Origin of the sequence: Snodgrassella alvi (assembly GCF_002777855.1) — a bacterium.
Taxonomy (GTDB): Bacteria; Pseudomonadota; Gammaproteobacteria; order Burkholderiales; family Neisseriaceae; genus Snodgrassella; species Snodgrassella alvi_E.
This window is the reverse complement of sequence record NZ_MEIK01000029.1, coordinates 252,809-267,521: the sequence shown is the minus strand read 5'-3', so window position 1 is coordinate 267,521 and position 14,713 is coordinate 252,809. Positions and strand designations below refer to the sequence as shown.

Here is a 14,713-nt window from a genome sequence, read left to right as displayed (position 1 = left end):
CTTGTTGTTGTGCTGATGTTATTACCATGAAAATGAATAATTTTATGTCTGTTTAGTGGCTGTGCGCTGCAAAATTTCGTCAGCCAGCGCGAGATATGCTTTGGTACCAGTGGCTCGTGGGTCGTACTGCAATGCAGGCATGCCATGACTGGGAGCTTCGGCCAATCGGATATTACGCGGGATAGGGGTACTGAATAGCTGATCAGGAAAATGAGTCATTAACTGTTCATCCACCTGTTTGGCCAGTAAGCTGCGTGGGTCATATAATGTGCGCACAATGCCCAGTATTTCGAGCTGAGGGTTGATGGCCTGACGAATTTTACGCACGGTAGCAATAAGGTCGGAAATCCCTTCCAGTGCATAATATTCGCATACCATTGGTACAATGATGTGACGTGCAGCTACTAATCCGTTGATGGTTAATAGGGTTAATGTGGGCGGGCAATCAATAATGATGTAATCGTATTTATCGGCTACCTGCGCCAGCGCATTTTTCAAACGCATTTCTCGTGCCAGCTCTTGTACCAGCTCGACTTCAGCACCAGCCAGAGCTCTATTTGCAGGCAGAACATCAAAGCCGCCATGTTGTGCAGTAATTATGGCGTTGTTTATATCTTCATTACCTAACAACACGGCATAGACGCCGTTGGTGACGTTACCTTTATTGATGCCGCTGCCAGTTGTGGCATTACCCTGCGGGTCGAGGTCAACAATCAATACTTTGGACTTTTTTTCCACCAGTGAGGCTGCCAGATTAACAACGGTGGTAGTTTTCCCAACACCACCCTTCTGATTGGCTACGGCAATAATATGTGCACTCATGCATTCTCTTTCTTGCGGACAATCACCATGTGACGTTCTGCATCCAGATGGGGGACACTGAGTTTATCCACACGTACTAGCTCAACATTTTCAGGCAAACGTTCGATTTCCTCATACGGATACACACCTTTCATAGCCGCCCAATATCCACCTTTTGCCATTAGTTGTTTGGTAATGGTGACAAAATCGTTTAATTCGGCAAACGCACGGCTAGTGATTACATCAAACTGTTCACCCACCATGGCTTCTACGCGAGCGGTAATCACTTGTACGTTAGTTAAGCCCAGTTCGATTACTGCCTGTTGCAGAAATGAGGTTTTTTTGCTGTTGGCATCGAGCAAAGCAACAGGCAGATCCGGACGGGAGATAGCTACAGGGATGCCTGGCATACCACCACCGCTGCCAACATCTATCAGACCACGGGCTTTCTCCACATAGGGCAGTAGCGTCAGGCTATCGAGGATATGATGACTAATAACATCCTGATCATTACGCAACGCGGTGAGGTTGTAAGTGCTGTTCCATTTTTTTAACAGTTCTACAAAAGCCAGCAGTTGTAATTGCTGTGGTACGGTCAGGTTGATATTCATTTGCTGCAAACCTTGTTGCAGCATCGTTTTCATGTCGCTCATGCTGTTTTTGCTCCCTCAAAACCCCGTTTTAGGTGAACCATCAGTAAGGCAACCGCTGCCGGTGTGATACCGGAAATACGGGACGCCTGTCCTACAGTTTCGGGACGGTACTGATTTAATTTTTGTTGTACTTCGGCGGAAAGGCCTTTTACCAATGAGTAATCAATGCTATCTGGCAGTTTCATTTTTTCCAGATTCTGGCGATGGCTGATTTCTTCGTTTTGTCGTTCAATATAACCCTGATATTTTGCCTGAATTTCCACTTGTTCTGCCGCATCACTATTCAGTATTTCCTGTTGTGCATTGGGCAGAGTCATTAAGTCGGCATAGCAAACGTTTGGCCGGCGCAACATGTCCAGCAGGCTGGATTCTTTGCTTAAAGGCTGACCGAGTACGCGTTGTTGCTCTGCTATCGGCAGATTAAGAGGTGTATACCAGACATGGCTCAGGCGTTGGAGTTCGCGTGCGACAGCTTCCTGCTTGTGCTGAAATATTTGCCACTGTTCATCATTCACCAATCCTACGCTGCGCCCCAGCTCGGTAAGCCGCATATCGGCGTTGTCTTCACGCAGTTGTAGGCGGTATTCAGCGCGGCTAGTAAACATGCGATAAGGTTCGGTCACGCCTTTAGTTATGAGATCGTCAACGAGTACGCCTAAATAAGCCTGATCACGTTGCAATACTAGGGGTTCAGTTTCTCGGGTATACAATACGGCATTAGCACCGGCGAGTAACCCTTGTGCAGCAGCTTCTTCATAACCAGTTGTCCCGTTGATTTGGCCAGCAAAAAATAGGCCGGAAACAGTTTTGGTTTCAAGACTGGATTTTAAGTTACGCGGGTCAAAATAGTCGTATTCAATGGCGTAACCAGGACGTAAGATATGGGCATTCTGCAAACCGGGCATGGAATGAACCATTTGCAGTTGGATATCAAACGGCAGGCTGGTGGAAATACCATTAGGGTAATATTCGTGTGTAGTCAGCCCTTCCGGCTCCAGAAAAATTTGGTGACTGTCTTTGTCTGCAAATCGATTGATTTTATCTTCAATAGACGGACAGTAACGCGGGCCGACGCCTTCAATTTTGCCGGTGAACATCGGGCTACGGTCAAAACCGCTGCGAATAATGTCGTGGGTTACGCTATTAGTATGGGTAATCCAGCAAGATATCTGTTGTGGGTGCATAGCAAGGTTGCCACGTACAGAAAATACTGGAGCAGGATTGTCTCCTGGCTGTTCCTGCAATTGACTGAAATCAATGCTGCGCCCGTCTATCCGCGGCGGTGTACCGGTTTTCAATCGTCCCTGCGGTAAATTCAAATCTCTGAGACATCCAGATAAATGTTGTGCTGCGGGGTCTCCGGCACGGCCACCAGCATAATTTTCTAATCCGATGTGAATTTTTCCGGCCAAAAATGTACCCGCAGTCAGCACAATAGCGCGGCTGCGAAAGGAAACTCCCATAGATGTCATAACGCCAACTGCCCGGCCGTTTTCAACAATAATATCTTCTACTTGTTGCTGAAATAATTGCAGGTTAGGCTGGTTTTCCAGCATGGAACGGATGGCCGCTTTATATAGAATGCGATCAGCCTGCGCCCGTGTTGCACGTACTGCCGGCCCTTTTGATGCATTCAGACGTCTGAACTGAATCCCGCTCTTATCTGCTGCCAATGCCATTGCGCCACCCAGTGCATCCAGCTCACGCACTAGATGGCCTTTGCCTATGCCGCCGATAGACGGATTACAAGACATTTGTCCCAGCGTTTCGATATTGTGAGTCAGTAATAATGTGCTTGCACCCATGCGCGCAGCAGCCAGAGCGGCTTCTGTACCCGCATGGCCGCCACCAACCACAATCACATCGTATTCAATCGGATAGTTCATTTTGACAACAGTTGATTCCATAACGTTGTTTTTTCACGGAACAACGCTTAAGCAAAAGTGTATTATTTTACGCGAGCTGCAGCTGTTTGTCAGGCCGATAAATTGATAAACGGATTTTACTTCCAGTAGTTGCCTGAACGGTGCATTGATTTAACGGCTGTGCACAGCCTGCCAAGCCGCATCCAGTCTGGCACCGGCGGCCTGCAATGCTGCATCGGCTTGCTGCCGCTGCACATCGGCCTGATTAAAATCACTTTGCAAGCGGGTAACATTATCCTGTGCATTCTTCAACTGTAGCTGTGCTGACTGCAACTGGGTTTGCAGCTGTAAGGCACGGCTCTGGCTGGCACTTTGCCCAGACAATGCGGCCTGATAGGCTTTCTGTGCGCTGAGCAATTCTACATCTGCTGGAGATTCTGCCCATGCCGATACGGCCAAACCTAAAATTATCCATAAGCTGTATTTTGCTTTCATGCCTGATTACTTTCTATTAGCAAAATTAATGGCTACATACGTGCTGATATTGCTGCTCGGCAGCAGAACCACTGGTGATACCCATCGGACGCAGATCGGTTTCGCCAAAATGATCCTGACGAATCAGCTCACCATGCGCATCCAGCAATTCGACATCAAGCACGCGGAACAATTTGCGGCTGCAGTCTATCTGAGTAGTGCTCAATGCAGTTTTATAGGCTGGTGTGTTGCTGTAATACTGCTGTTTCGGGTCGATAACGGTTTTACGGTCACGAAAGGTTACCATATTACCCTGACGTTTAATGCTGCCGCTATCCAGTGCATATTGAATATTACCGCTGGCTGATACACCCAGCTCAATCCAGCTGCCGCTGGCTTTGGGCACGTTGGTGGTGGTACAGGCAGCCAAAATAGAAGATATAGCCAAACTGGCTGTTAGGTGACGGATACTAATGATTTTCATGCTGATTCCTTATAACAGCAATTGGTTAGCTGTCGGAAATAGAGGTAAGTTGCAGTACAATACCCGTTTCAGATTCAGTGTAACAGGTGTTTTGTGACTCATGCCGTGCAAATTCTACACGATGTTTTCGGCTATCCCGAATTTCGCGGGCAACAGGCTGAAATCATCGACACGGTGGCAAGTGGCCATCATGCACTTGTATTAATGCCTACCGGCGCAGGTAAGTCTTTATGTTATCAAATTCCAGCCTTAATGCGCGATGGTGTGGCCATCGTTGTGTCACCGCTGATTGCACTCATGCAGGATCAAGTCACAGCTTTGAATGTAAATGGAATTGCAGCTGCTTGTGTTCACGGTGGTACTAGTGGCGAAGAGATACGGCGTATTGCCGATGATATTGCTTCTGAACACCTGAAATTATTGTATGTAGCACCGGAACGGCTGGTTATGCCACGCTTTTTACAGTTTCTACACCAAACGCCTGTCAGTCTGTTTGCTATTGATGAGGCACATTGTGTAAGTCAGTGGGGACATGATTTCCGCCCCGAGTATCAGCAGCTGGCAATACTAGCAGATGAGTTTGCCTTTGTACCACGGATTGCGCTAACGGCTACCGCAGACAGCGCCACACGTGCTGATATTCAGCATTATCTGGCTTTAAATGATGCACGCCTTTTTGTTTCCAGCTTTAATCGTCCCAACATTGATTATCAGGTTGTGGAAAAAAACAATGGCAAAAAACAGCTATTACAGTTTATTCGCAGCCAGATGCCGGGTGAAAATGGCATTGTTTACTGTCTCTCGCGCAAGCGAGTGGAAGATATTGCCGCTTTTCTGACGGAAAACGGTCTGACCGCTCTGCCCTATCATGCTGGACTGGACTGGGAGACCCGCAGCCAAAACCAACGCCGTTTTACACAGGAAGATGGCATTATTGTGGTAGCGACAGTGGCTTTTGGAATGGGTATCGACAAGCCGGATGTGCGTTTTGTCGCCCATTTGGATATGCCAGCCAGTATTGAACATTTTTATCAGGAATCGGGCCGCGCTGGCCGTGATGGCCTGCCTGCTACCAGCTGGCTGTGTTATGGCCTGAATGACTGGGTATTGCTGCGTGAGCGGATTCAGCTGGCTGAACGTGATGAAGCGCAAAAACTCATTGATTTGCAAAAACTGGATGCAATGCTGGCTTTCTGTGAAACGGCCGATTGCCGACGCCAGCTGTTATTGCGCTATTTTGGCGAAGACAGCCAGCCATGCGGCCATTGTGACAACTGTACTGACCCACCAACTCGTTTTGACGGTACTGTATTGGCGCAAAAGCTGCTGTCCTGTGTGTATCGAGTGGGGCAGCGTTTTGCCACTGGCCATGTGATTGATGTGTTACGTGGGCGCAAGTCGGAGTGGGTGTTGCGCTATGGCCATCAGCAGTTATCCACTTTTGGAATCGGCAATAAACTGACTGTTAAGGAATGGCGTACGGTGGTACGGCAATGTGTTGCTGCCGGTTATCTTAATGTTGATATAGCCAATCAGGCTTTGCAATTAACTGAGCAGGCACGCGCAGTATTAAAAAATCAGCAGCAAGTCTGGCTGCGCCCGCTGAAACATGACAAAACCCGCAGTAGCCGTAATAATGATATTTGGCTGCGCACCGAGCGCGAAGAACGCTTATGGCAAACCTTGCGCCGTTGGCGCAAAGAGCGCGCCAGTCAGAATAATGTGCCTGCTTATACCATTTTTGCAGACCGTACCTTACAGGATCTGGTCCAACATCCCCCATCCAAGCTGGCAGATTTAAATCATATTTATGGACTGGGTGAAAGCAAAATAAAGCATTTTGGTGCCGATATTCTGGCTTTGTGTCGCGAATGGGCACAATAATGGTTTAACGATTTGGCTGCTTAAACAACTTCCCGATTCTTGACTTGTAAACAGCTTTCGCTTATGCCCTTCACTTTCTCACACCCTGCCATTATTTTACCTTTATACCGTTTCAACAAATGGTTTTCTATGACCGGATTGATTATTGGCAGCATGTCACCAGATTTTGAATATTTTATTCGCATGAAAATGTTCGGTATCTATGGTCACGCCAATATTGGTATTTTTCTACTTAATATCTTATGTGGATTAGCAGTAGCTTTTATTTTTCATCTAATTATCCGCAATCCTTTCATTCTGCATTTGCCCGCTTGTTTGCAGCAACGTTTAAATGTTTATCTCAGATTTAACTGGACGGAGTATTTTTGCCGCCACTACTTGGTAGTTATCTTTTCGCTGTTTCTAGGTAGTTTATCGCATGTATTATGGGATGCATTTACTCACCCATCTGGCTGGTTTGTCAGCCATAGCCTTGTGCTAAAACAGTCAATTGCCTTGCCTTTTTTACAGCCATTGCCTGTGTACAAATTGTTGCAGCACGGCAGTTCCATCGGTGGTTTGTTGGGTATTGCTGCCTTCATCCTGTTGATGCCGCGGTCTGATTTAGCCGTTATGCGCATTGATTACCGTTATTGGCTACTGATTGCTGTATTTGCTTTGCTGATAGCGGGCATTCGTATTAGTTTTAATCCTGATTGTCTGCGCAGTGGTCATTTTATTGTTACTATTATTACGTCATTTTTTCTCAGTACATCGTTGGTTTCACTTTATACAATGTACAGTAAAAACCGCACTGAAAACTTGTTGCAAGGCGATCACCAATAACTCATTTTATCAATTGAACTATATGAGTTATTAGCGATGGCACAAATCATTAGCCTCGCCGCCAACAAGCAAGAAATGACCATTTTTTACACTGCACTTTTATTTGTATAAATTATTGATTTTTATAAATTAAATATCATTGTCAACTCGATTTGATGCGCTATATCAAATAAAAGCAAAAAATGCTGCTTTATCCAAAACAGCAATCCCATATATAGTAAAAAAAAGAGCAACAGGGGTACTTTGCTACTAAATATAGTATCTATTATTTCTATATACCCCTTGCAAGGCCAATTGTTATACCTGAAAGACATGCAGTAACTGCTACCAGATGTTAGCGGCAGCAGCAGAAGGACTATCAACATGAAACCCATTGTAATTAAGAGAGATGGTTGCCGCGTTCCCTTTGATGCAACGCGTATTGAAGAAGCTGTACAGCACGCGGCCAGTGCGGCAAACATTATTGACAATACCTACTGTGCACAGGTAGCTGCTCACGTCAGCAGCAGCATGTCCAGTCGTGAATGTGTGGATATTCATGATATTCAGCAGGCAGTAGAAGACCAGTTAATGGCCGGTCAGTATAAAGAACTGGCACGAGCCTATATTGAATACCGTCATTCGCGCGATGTTGCGCGCGAATCTCGCGGACATCTCAATCGCGAAATTCAGGGTTTGGTAGAACAAACCAATTTCAGTCTGCTTAACGAAAATGCGAACAAAGACAGCAAGGTTATTCCCACGCAGCGTGATTTACTGGCTGGCATCGTGGCCAGACATTATGCACAGCAACACCTGTTACCGCGCGATGTGGTATTGGCACATGAGCGGGGAGAAATTCATTATCACGATTTAGACTACGCACCGTTTTTTCCAATGTTCAACTGCATGTTGATAGATCTAAAAGGCATGCTGACCAACGGATTTAAAATGGGCAATGCTGAAATCGAACCTCCTAAATCTATTGCCACAGCTACCGCTGTTACCGCACAGATTATCGCGCAGGTGGCTAGCCACATTTACGGCGGCAGCACCATAAACCGGATTGATGAAGTGCTGGCACCTTTTGTCCGTACCAGCTACGACAAACACTTTGCCGTAGCTCAGGAATGGCAGATTGCCAATGCTGAAGACTACGCCCGTACTCGCACTGAAAAAGAATGCTACGACGCTTTTCAGTCACTGGAATACGAAGTCAACACCTTGCATACTGCTAATGGTCAGACTCCTTTTGTCACTTTCGGCTTTGGGCTGGGCACCAGCTGGGAAAGCCGGCTGATTCAAACCGCTATTCTGCGCAATCGATTAGCTGGACTGGGCAAAAATGGCAAAACGGCTGTCTTTCCAAAACTGGTTTTCAGTATTAAAGACGGCGTGAACCACAAAGCGTCAGACATTAACTACGACATCAAGCAACTGGCTCTCGAATGCGCCTCCAAACGTATGTATCCGGATATTCTCAACTACGAGCAGGTTGTAGCTGTGACTGGTTCTTTCAAAACGCCGATGGGCTGCCGCAGCTTCCTCAGTCGTTATGAAGAAAACGGTCAGGAAATTCATGAAGGACGGAATAATCTGGGCGTAATCAGCCTGAACCTGCCACGTATTGCCATCGAAGCCAAACACGATGAAGCACGGTTCTGGCAACTGTTGGAAGAGCGCCTGCAACTTTGCCGCAAAGCCCTGATGACCCGCATTGCCCGTTTTGAAAACGTCAAAGCACGAGTGGCACCAATTCTGTATATGGAAGGAGCCTGCGGCGTGCGTTTGCAAGCTGATGAACCCGTAGCACATATATTCAAAAATGGCCGTGCCTCCATTTCTCTGGGCTATATCGGCCTGCATGAAACCATCCATGCCCTGTACGGCAGCGACATCCATGTGTTTGACAGTGACAACCTGCGTCAGAAAGCCATAGCCATTGTCGAGAAACTGCGCCGTACTGCCGACCAGTGGAAAACTGAGACCGGCTATGGCTTCAGCCTTTACAGCACTCCGAGCGAAAACTTGTGTGACCGCTTCTGTCGTCTTGATACCGCTGAATTCGGCGTAATTGACGGTGTAACCGACAAAGGCTACTACACCAACAGCTTTCATCTAGATGTAGAAAAAAAAGTTAATCCATACGACAAAATCGATTTCGAAGCACCCTACCCGAAAATGGCCAGTGGTGGCTTTATTTGTTACGGCGAATACCCTAATCTGCAACACAATCTCAAAGCATTAGAGGACGTATGGGATTACAGCTACCGTCATGTACCTTATTACGGCACCAATACGCCCATCGACGAATGTTATGAATGCGGTTTTAGTGGTGAATTTTCCTGTACCAGCAAAGGCTTTGTCTGCCCCAAATGCGGCAACCATGATCCGGCACGCGTATCCGTCACCCGACGTGTCTGCGGCTATCTCGGCAGTCCCGACGCCAGACCGTTTAACACCGGCAAACAGGAAGAAGTGAAAAGACGAGTCAAACATCTCAGCCAGCAGTGTGGTGCTCTGTAAACATGAATTACCATCAGTACTATCCGGTAGATGTCGTCAACGGCCCTGGTACGCGCTGCACCTTATTTGTTGCTGGCTGCGAACATAAATGCCGCGGCTGCTATAACGCCACCACATGGCGAACCGACTCCGGCAAGCCATTTGACCAGCAGTTAGAAGACCGCATCATCAGCGATCTAAACGACACACGTATTGTCCGGCAGGGACTGTCACTCAGCGGTGGCGACCCACTGCATCCGCATAACCTTAGCGCTATTTTGCATCTGGTGAAGCGAGTGCGGCAGGAAACAGAGCATAAAGACATCTGGCTTTGGACTGGCTACACACTGGCAGAACTATCAGTAGCGCAACAACAGGTGGTAGCAGAAATTAATACCTTGATTGATGGTAAATTCATAAAGGAACTACGAGATCCAGCATTAATTTGGCGTGGCAGTAGCAACCAGCAGATTCATTATCTGCGTCCAGCGTGATTCTTAATTCAGCATTGTTGTGATGCGCTGAATAATGCGCATCACAACAATGCTTTTAAACTAACACTACAAATAAATTCTATTAACAAACCATCATCTTAGCCTGCAATACCAGTTCTTCCCTGCCAAATGTAGCGGAATTTGGCATAAAATTTGCCTTCGCTGAATAAATTTTTGGGATAATTTACGCTTCATTTTGCTTACAATCGCGAATTTAACTCTACCATAGTGCTATTTCCCTCAATTGATACAGCACAGATTTACCCAAATAAACCCTAGCCTACGCCGTCTGCTTCTATGCTGTGTCTATAACCGGCAACCGACCAGCAACAGAACCCAAACGGTTTTTACGCACAGACATGGACACCACTGATGAGCATAATTGATTTAACCGCCAAACGCGCTGAAACACAGGCCATGCTAGATACAGCAGAGCTGCTGTTTGACCGCAACACCTGTGAAGCGAAACTGGAACAGATGGCTGCGGACATCACAGCCGCACTCAGTGACAAATATCCACTGGTATTACCGGTAATGGGTGGCGCAGTAGTATTTACTGGGAAATTATTGCCATTGCTGCGTTTTCCATTGGATTTTGACTATATTCATATTTCACGTTATGGCGATAAACTGCAAGGTGGTAACTATCAGTGGCTGAGAGCACCACAAAACGCCGTAATTGGACGCCATATACTGGTACTGGATGATATTCTTGATGAAGGGCATACACTAGCAGCCGTCAAAAAACAGATACTGGAAATGGGTGCAGCCAGCTGCGCCACCGCTGTATTTGCCAATAAACTGATTAATAAAGACAAGCCGATTACAGCTGATTTTGTCGGACTGGATGTCCCCAACCGTTATGTCTTTGGCTATGGCATGGATGCTGAAGGAAAATGGCGTAATCTAGATGAAATTTACGCACTGGCAGAAGATTAGTAACTTTGCTGCAAACAAAAACTCTTCGTTATGATTTGCCACTGTCTGGATATTAGAATTGGAAAATAGAATATTTTGGCTAAAAATATGGTAATAAAATATTAAGTGCTAACAGCCACCAACTCAAATTTTAAAATCATCTTTCTAATCTTTCCCTCAACTAATACCCGTAAATTCAAGCTACTATATTCAATCAGCTTTTCAGGTCTGTGCCTGATAAGCTGCTTGTAATATGTAAAATCAGGCCAGATATAAAATATAAAATCAGCAGCAATCTTTATCCTAAGCGCTAAAATTAATTCTACTGTAGCAGCATGCCAATCAACTGCAAATCAGTTACATGCAAAAAATTGAGCTAATAAAAAAATTCTGCAAGCTATCGCTTAAATCTAAGCGTATAGAAAATTCATTTTAATTATTAATAATAAATATATGCAATCAGCATTTAAACATGGAGTATCAAAATAAAAAACCAGTATGGATCATAAAGCCAATATAAAATTGCTCATAAAGTGAATTTTTTTATGCAGATTTAGATAAAAATTTTAATTTTAAATTTTTAGCATATTTCAGCTATATTTATATAATAACATTCACTATTATGCAAACAGCAATACATAATAATCAAATAATATAAATATTTATATTATTCATATTATTTTTTTACATTAGTCAGTCTACTCAATCTATAATTACATTAATTAGTAAATCATAATATTTATTTAACACATTCTTGACAAATATAAATATCCGACAGTATGATGGCCGAGCCGTATTCAATAGTACGGCCAGCTCTGGAAGGCTGTTTTATCAGACAGATAAGCCATTGAATTTTTGCAATAAATGGTTTTTAAATCTGTATACCAAGTCATTGACATACCTTTTCCATGGTAGACAATGGCAGGGAGGCATTATGCCTGCCGGTTCTGATTAACGGTCTTCCAGCCTTGCCATTCTTCTGCCGCCACATGCGTCTGGAAGCGCAAAGCGGTGTTGGTAGAATAATCAGGAAAGGCAGTGTTAATGACTATTTTTTTGGCAGTAAACCGCCATCTGGAGGCGTATATGTTACGCCTGTTTCCGCCAGCGAAATTTATAATCGGCGGAATACAGGTTGTATTTGGATTTGTCATATCAATTGGCGTAAAAACAACACCTTTGGGTAAGATGAACCGGCAATTTTCAGCATCAGCCTAAAATACCCCAGAAAACCGATTATTTACCTAATGAAACCTGACAACGTAGCAAATTGAGTATTATAATCAATAATGAAGTAGTTAAATTTTAATAACACTAAATTTATTGTATAAAGTATATTTTTTTCATTACTACAATTTTATCCGATTGTAAAAAGGGGTTGAAAAAATGCTTCAGAAAAAAGCTTACCTATCGAATTTCGGATGATGCCAGTATAGCAATAAAATACTGAGCATCTTCTACCGATTAATGTTTATTTGTCTATGTTTCCTGGTTCTTTAGCTTTTAAGGGGCGGAACCAGGCTTTTTGCATTTTGGTACAACGTTATAATTTTAACATATCATCTGCATAATCCACAGTCATTTTAGTGTTTCATAGCTGCATGCCCCTCATCTCGCAACTGCAGAATTTTTCTGCCCTCGGTTTTGGCTTCAGTCAGTTTGCCGGCATTCACCAACTTACCAGTTTTATCAATTTCAGCAATCAACCTATCTATTTCAGACTGATAAACTTTAAGTTTCGGATTATTAGTTGGCGCATTGTCCAGAGCAGATGGTTTTTGCGCCCGTGCAGCCACGGCCGCCGTACGCATATTAGCTAAAGCCTTCCGCGCATCTGCAACTGTCTGAGCAGCATTGAAGCGTGCATAGCTCATGGTAATCGCCCCCATATACATATTCACTTCATTCGCTTGTACAGTTACACTGGATACGGTCAGCGATAGACACAACATTCCTACTGACACGAAATCTTTTGTCTTCATTTGATTTTCCCATTATTACAATCATTGGTAGCATTGCATATGCAGCTACATACGCGGAACAACACAGCAGCTTTATCCACTGTGGTGAATCAGGAAAGCGTACATCTCCTGACAAATTATTTTAACAAGTGCTCATCTTGATACAGAATCGGCCTAAGATATCTCTTTTAATAGCATTTACATACTTTGTGTCTGAATCAGTTTGCGCAGAAAAACATCACAGCGACTAAGCTGCTCTAATTCAATATATTCGTTAGCCTTGTGTGCCACCGTAATACTGCCAGGACCACACACTACGGTATTGATACCACTATTTTGAAACTGCCCCCCCTCTGTAGCGTAAGCTACTTTAACCTGCTGTTCAACATCCACAAGACCAGCAATCAGATTATGCAGGTGATGATTATTTGCATCATTTAAAGGAGGAACATTCACGACATGGTTTAGTTTGATAGCAGCTTCCGGCGCCACTTTGTGCATAGCCGGCAAAAGTTGGGTCGAAATATATTGCCGGATAGGCTCAATTAGTTCGTCGACTGTCATATGTGGAAGATTACGGTAATCAAATTCAAAAGCACAGTAATCAGGTACAATATTAATAGCTGTACCACCACGAATTAGGCCAGTAGAAACAGTAGCAAACGGAATATCAAATGCATGATCCAAATCAGCACGTTGCTGCAATTGCTGAGCCAGCTGATTAATAAAGACAATTAAACGAGCGGCATACTCAATTGCGTTTACTCCATCCGGAGTCAGTGAAGAATGAGCGTTTTTACCCTGTACCTCGCAGCAGAATGTATGAATTCCTTTATGTGCCACCACCATCTGCATCGATGTAGGCTCGCCAACAATACACGACTCAGGCTGTAGCCCCCTTCTCTCCAATTCTGCCAGCATCACCGGTGCACCCAAACATCCCACCTCCTCATCAAAAGACAAAGCAATATGCAAGGGTACTTTCAGTCTCGCTGTCTGCATGGCAGGCACCGCAGCAAGCACACTGGCAATAAAACCTTTCATATCGCTGCTGCCTCTGCCATAAACACAGCCATCCCGCACATCGGCCACAAACGGGTCTGACTGCCAGTTCTGTCCATCCACCGGTACCACATCAGTATGGCCTGAAAATACCAATCCACCGGAAATACGACCATCTGTGGCAGGGATCGTTACAAACAGATTAGCTTTATCACCAGCAACATTTTGTGCCAGCCAAGGCGACAATTTTCGGCTTTCCAAATAATCTGCTACATAATTAATCAAGGCTAAATTACTCTGACGACTGGTGGTATCAAAAGAAATGAGCTGACATAACCAGGAAAGGGTATCCACAAATAAATCTCCAAAAAATTTCCGGCTTAATAAGCCCCTATTTTATGCTTTTAACTTAGCATTGACATCAAACAATACACTGCTTGATGCTGATAATCGCTACAATATACATTTACTGAAAGGCACTACACATGAAACAGCATTTTGATTTAGCAGGACATCCATATGTAGCTTTATGTGATTTACTCAAACTGACCGGACTGGCAGAAAGTGGAGGCCGAGCCAAACAAATGATTGCTGAAGGCTTGGTTCAACGTAATCAGCAGCCAGAGACACGTAAAACGGCCAAAATTATCGTCGGAGACTGTATCGGCGTGGATAACACTGAAATCTACGTGATTAACACTCAGGTATGAATACGCTATCATCATTAACACCACCAGTACCACCGGAAGACTGGGAGTGCTGCAACAGCGATTGTGGCGAGGCCTGCGTCTGGCAGATTTATTATCGTGAGAAAGCCAATTATGAGGCACATCTGGCTCAACTCACCTCATCTTCTTGCGACCAATAA

At 44.7% G+C, this 14,713-nt stretch carries 15 protein-coding genes; 7 read left to right on the top strand and 8 right to left on the bottom strand.

Going from position 1 to position 14,713, the window contains the following annotated elements; translation table 11 throughout:
• Positions 1–42: 42 nt before the first annotated feature.
• The 5 genes from BHC43_RS05135 to BHC43_RS05115 all read right to left on the bottom strand — a co-directional run bounded on the left by BHC43_RS05135 (position 43) and on the right by BHC43_RS05115 (position 4,277).
• On the bottom strand, positions 43–822 hold the full coding sequence (locus BHC43_RS05135) for a ParA family protein (protein ID WP_100156698.1): 780 nt from the start codon (positions 820–822) through the stop codon (positions 43–45).
• Entirely contained in the window at positions 819–1,454 is a 636-nt protein-coding gene (gene rsmG, locus BHC43_RS05130; RefSeq protein ID WP_100156697.1) for a 16S rRNA (guanine(527)-N(7))-methyltransferase RsmG, read from the bottom strand. Before rsmG ends, BHC43_RS05135 begins: the two co-directional genes overlap by 4 nt.
• Positions 1,451–3,340, bottom strand: a complete 1,890-nt coding sequence (mnmG, locus tag BHC43_RS05125; RefSeq protein ID WP_100156696.1) for a tRNA uridine-5-carboxymethylaminomethyl(34) synthesis enzyme MnmG — start codon at positions 3,338–3,340, stop codon at positions 1,451–1,453. Before mnmG ends, rsmG begins: the two co-directional genes overlap by 4 nt.
• Before the next feature lie 150 nt (positions 3,341–3,490).
• Positions 3,491–3,814 (bottom strand): hypothetical protein, encoded by a 324-nt coding sequence (locus tag BHC43_RS05120; RefSeq protein WP_100141177.1) that lies wholly within the window; start codon positions 3,812–3,814, stop codon positions 3,491–3,493.
• A 25-nt stretch (positions 3,815–3,839) separates the two neighbouring features.
• Entirely contained in the window at positions 3,840–4,277 is a 438-nt protein-coding gene (locus tag BHC43_RS05115; RefSeq protein WP_100156695.1) for a surface-adhesin E family protein, read from the bottom strand.
• A gap of 93 nt (positions 4,278–4,370) precedes the next feature.
• Here BHC43_RS05115 and recQ point away from each other — a divergent pair, with 93 nt between their 5' ends.
• The 5 genes from recQ to BHC43_RS05085 all read left to right on the top strand — a co-directional run bounded on the left by recQ (position 4,371) and on the right by BHC43_RS05085 (position 10,903).
• Positions 4,371–6,161: a DNA helicase RecQ gene (gene recQ, locus BHC43_RS05110; protein WP_100156694.1), complete on the top strand. Its 1,791-nt coding sequence runs from the start codon at positions 4,371–4,373 to the stop codon at positions 6,159–6,161.
• 63 nt (positions 6,162–6,224) lie between these two features.
• Positions 6,225–6,986, top strand: a complete 762-nt coding sequence (locus BHC43_RS05105; RefSeq protein WP_100141174.1) for a DUF4184 family protein — start codon at positions 6,225–6,227, stop codon at positions 6,984–6,986.
• Between the two features lie 363 nt (positions 6,987–7,349).
• Positions 7,350–9,491 carry an anaerobic ribonucleoside-triphosphate reductase gene (gene nrdD, locus BHC43_RS05095; RefSeq protein WP_100156692.1) on the top strand — a complete coding sequence of 714 codons (2,142 nt, stop codon included), beginning with the start codon at positions 7,350–7,352 and terminating at the stop codon, positions 9,489–9,491.
• Positions 9,492–9,493: 2 nt separating this feature from the next.
• The gene (gene nrdG, locus BHC43_RS05090; protein ID WP_100141172.1) at positions 9,494–9,964 is read left to right on the top strand and encodes an anaerobic ribonucleoside-triphosphate reductase-activating protein; all 471 of its coding nucleotides are present in this window, start codon (positions 9,494–9,496) and stop codon (positions 9,962–9,964) included.
• 378 nt (positions 9,965–10,342) lie between these two features.
• Complete coding sequence (locus BHC43_RS05085; protein WP_100156722.1) at positions 10,343–10,903, top strand: hypoxanthine-guanine phosphoribosyltransferase; 561 nt, start codon at positions 10,343–10,345, stop codon at positions 10,901–10,903.
• Positions 10,904–11,814: 911 nt separating this feature from the next.
• Here the strand turns inward: BHC43_RS05085 and BHC43_RS10605 are convergent.
• The 3 genes from BHC43_RS10605 to argE all read right to left on the bottom strand — a co-directional run bounded on the left by BHC43_RS10605 (position 11,815) and on the right by argE (position 14,199).
• Positions 11,815–12,036 (bottom strand): hypothetical protein, encoded by a 222-nt coding sequence (locus BHC43_RS10605; RefSeq protein ID WP_144078737.1) that lies wholly within the window; start codon positions 12,034–12,036, stop codon positions 11,815–11,817.
• Positions 12,037–12,465: 429 nt separating this feature from the next.
• Positions 12,466–12,864 (bottom strand): cytochrome b562, encoded by a 399-nt coding sequence (locus BHC43_RS05080; RefSeq protein ID WP_100156691.1) that lies wholly within the window; start codon positions 12,862–12,864, stop codon positions 12,466–12,468.
• Positions 12,865–13,041: 177 nt separating this feature from the next.
• Entirely contained in the window at positions 13,042–14,199 is a 1,158-nt protein-coding gene (gene argE / locus BHC43_RS05075; protein WP_100156690.1) for an acetylornithine deacetylase, read from the bottom strand.
• 131 nt (positions 14,200–14,330) lie between these two features.
• Between argE and BHC43_RS05070 the strand changes: the two genes are divergently transcribed.
• Positions 14,331–14,555: an RNA-binding S4 domain-containing protein gene (locus BHC43_RS05070; RefSeq protein WP_100141168.1), complete on the top strand. Its 225-nt coding sequence runs from the start codon at positions 14,331–14,333 to the stop codon at positions 14,553–14,555.
• On the top strand, positions 14,552–14,713 hold the full coding sequence (locus BHC43_RS05065) for an oxidoreductase-like domain-containing protein (RefSeq protein ID WP_100141167.1): 162 nt from the start codon (positions 14,552–14,554) through the stop codon (positions 14,711–14,713). The genes BHC43_RS05070 and BHC43_RS05065 overlap by 4 nt, the downstream gene beginning before the upstream one ends.

Excerpts from the sequence above, each read along its gene's own strand:
- BHC43_RS05120 (WP_100141177.1), bottom strand. The coding sequence starts at position 3,814 with ATGAAAGCAAAATACAGCTTATGGATAATTTTAGGTTTGGCCGTATCG.
- BHC43_RS05065 (WP_100141167.1), top strand. The coding sequence starts at position 14,552 with ATGAATACGCTATCATCATTAACACCACCAGTACCACCGGAAGACTGG.
- BHC43_RS10605 (WP_144078737.1), bottom strand. The coding sequence starts at position 12,036 with ATGACAAATCCAAATACAACCTGTATTCCGCCGATTATAAATTTCGCT.
- rsmG (WP_100156697.1), bottom strand. The coding sequence starts at position 1,454 with ATGAGCGACATGAAAACGATGCTGCAACAAGGTTTGCAGCAAATGAAT.
- nrdD (WP_100156692.1), top strand. The coding sequence starts at position 7,350 with ATGAAACCCATTGTAATTAAGAGAGATGGTTGCCGCGTTCCCTTTGAT.
- BHC43_RS05115 (WP_100156695.1), bottom strand. The coding sequence starts at position 4,277 with ATGAAAATCATTAGTATCCGTCACCTAACAGCCAGTTTGGCTATATCT.
- nrdG (WP_100141172.1), top strand. The coding sequence starts at position 9,494 with ATGAATTACCATCAGTACTATCCGGTAGATGTCGTCAACGGCCCTGGT.
- BHC43_RS05105 (WP_100141174.1), top strand. The coding sequence starts at position 6,225 with ATGCCCTTCACTTTCTCACACCCTGCCATTATTTTACCTTTATACCGT.
- BHC43_RS05080 (WP_100156691.1), bottom strand. The coding sequence starts at position 12,864 with ATGAAGACAAAAGATTTCGTGTCAGTAGGAATGTTGTGTCTATCGCTG.
- mnmG (WP_100156696.1), bottom strand. The coding sequence starts at position 3,340 with ATGAACTATCCGATTGAATACGATGTGATTGTGGTTGGTGGCGGCCAT.
- BHC43_RS05135 (WP_100156698.1), bottom strand. The coding sequence starts at position 822 with ATGAGTGCACATATTATTGCCGTAGCCAATCAGAAGGGTGGTGTTGGG.
- BHC43_RS05070 (WP_100141168.1), top strand. The coding sequence starts at position 14,331 with ATGAAACAGCATTTTGATTTAGCAGGACATCCATATGTAGCTTTATGT.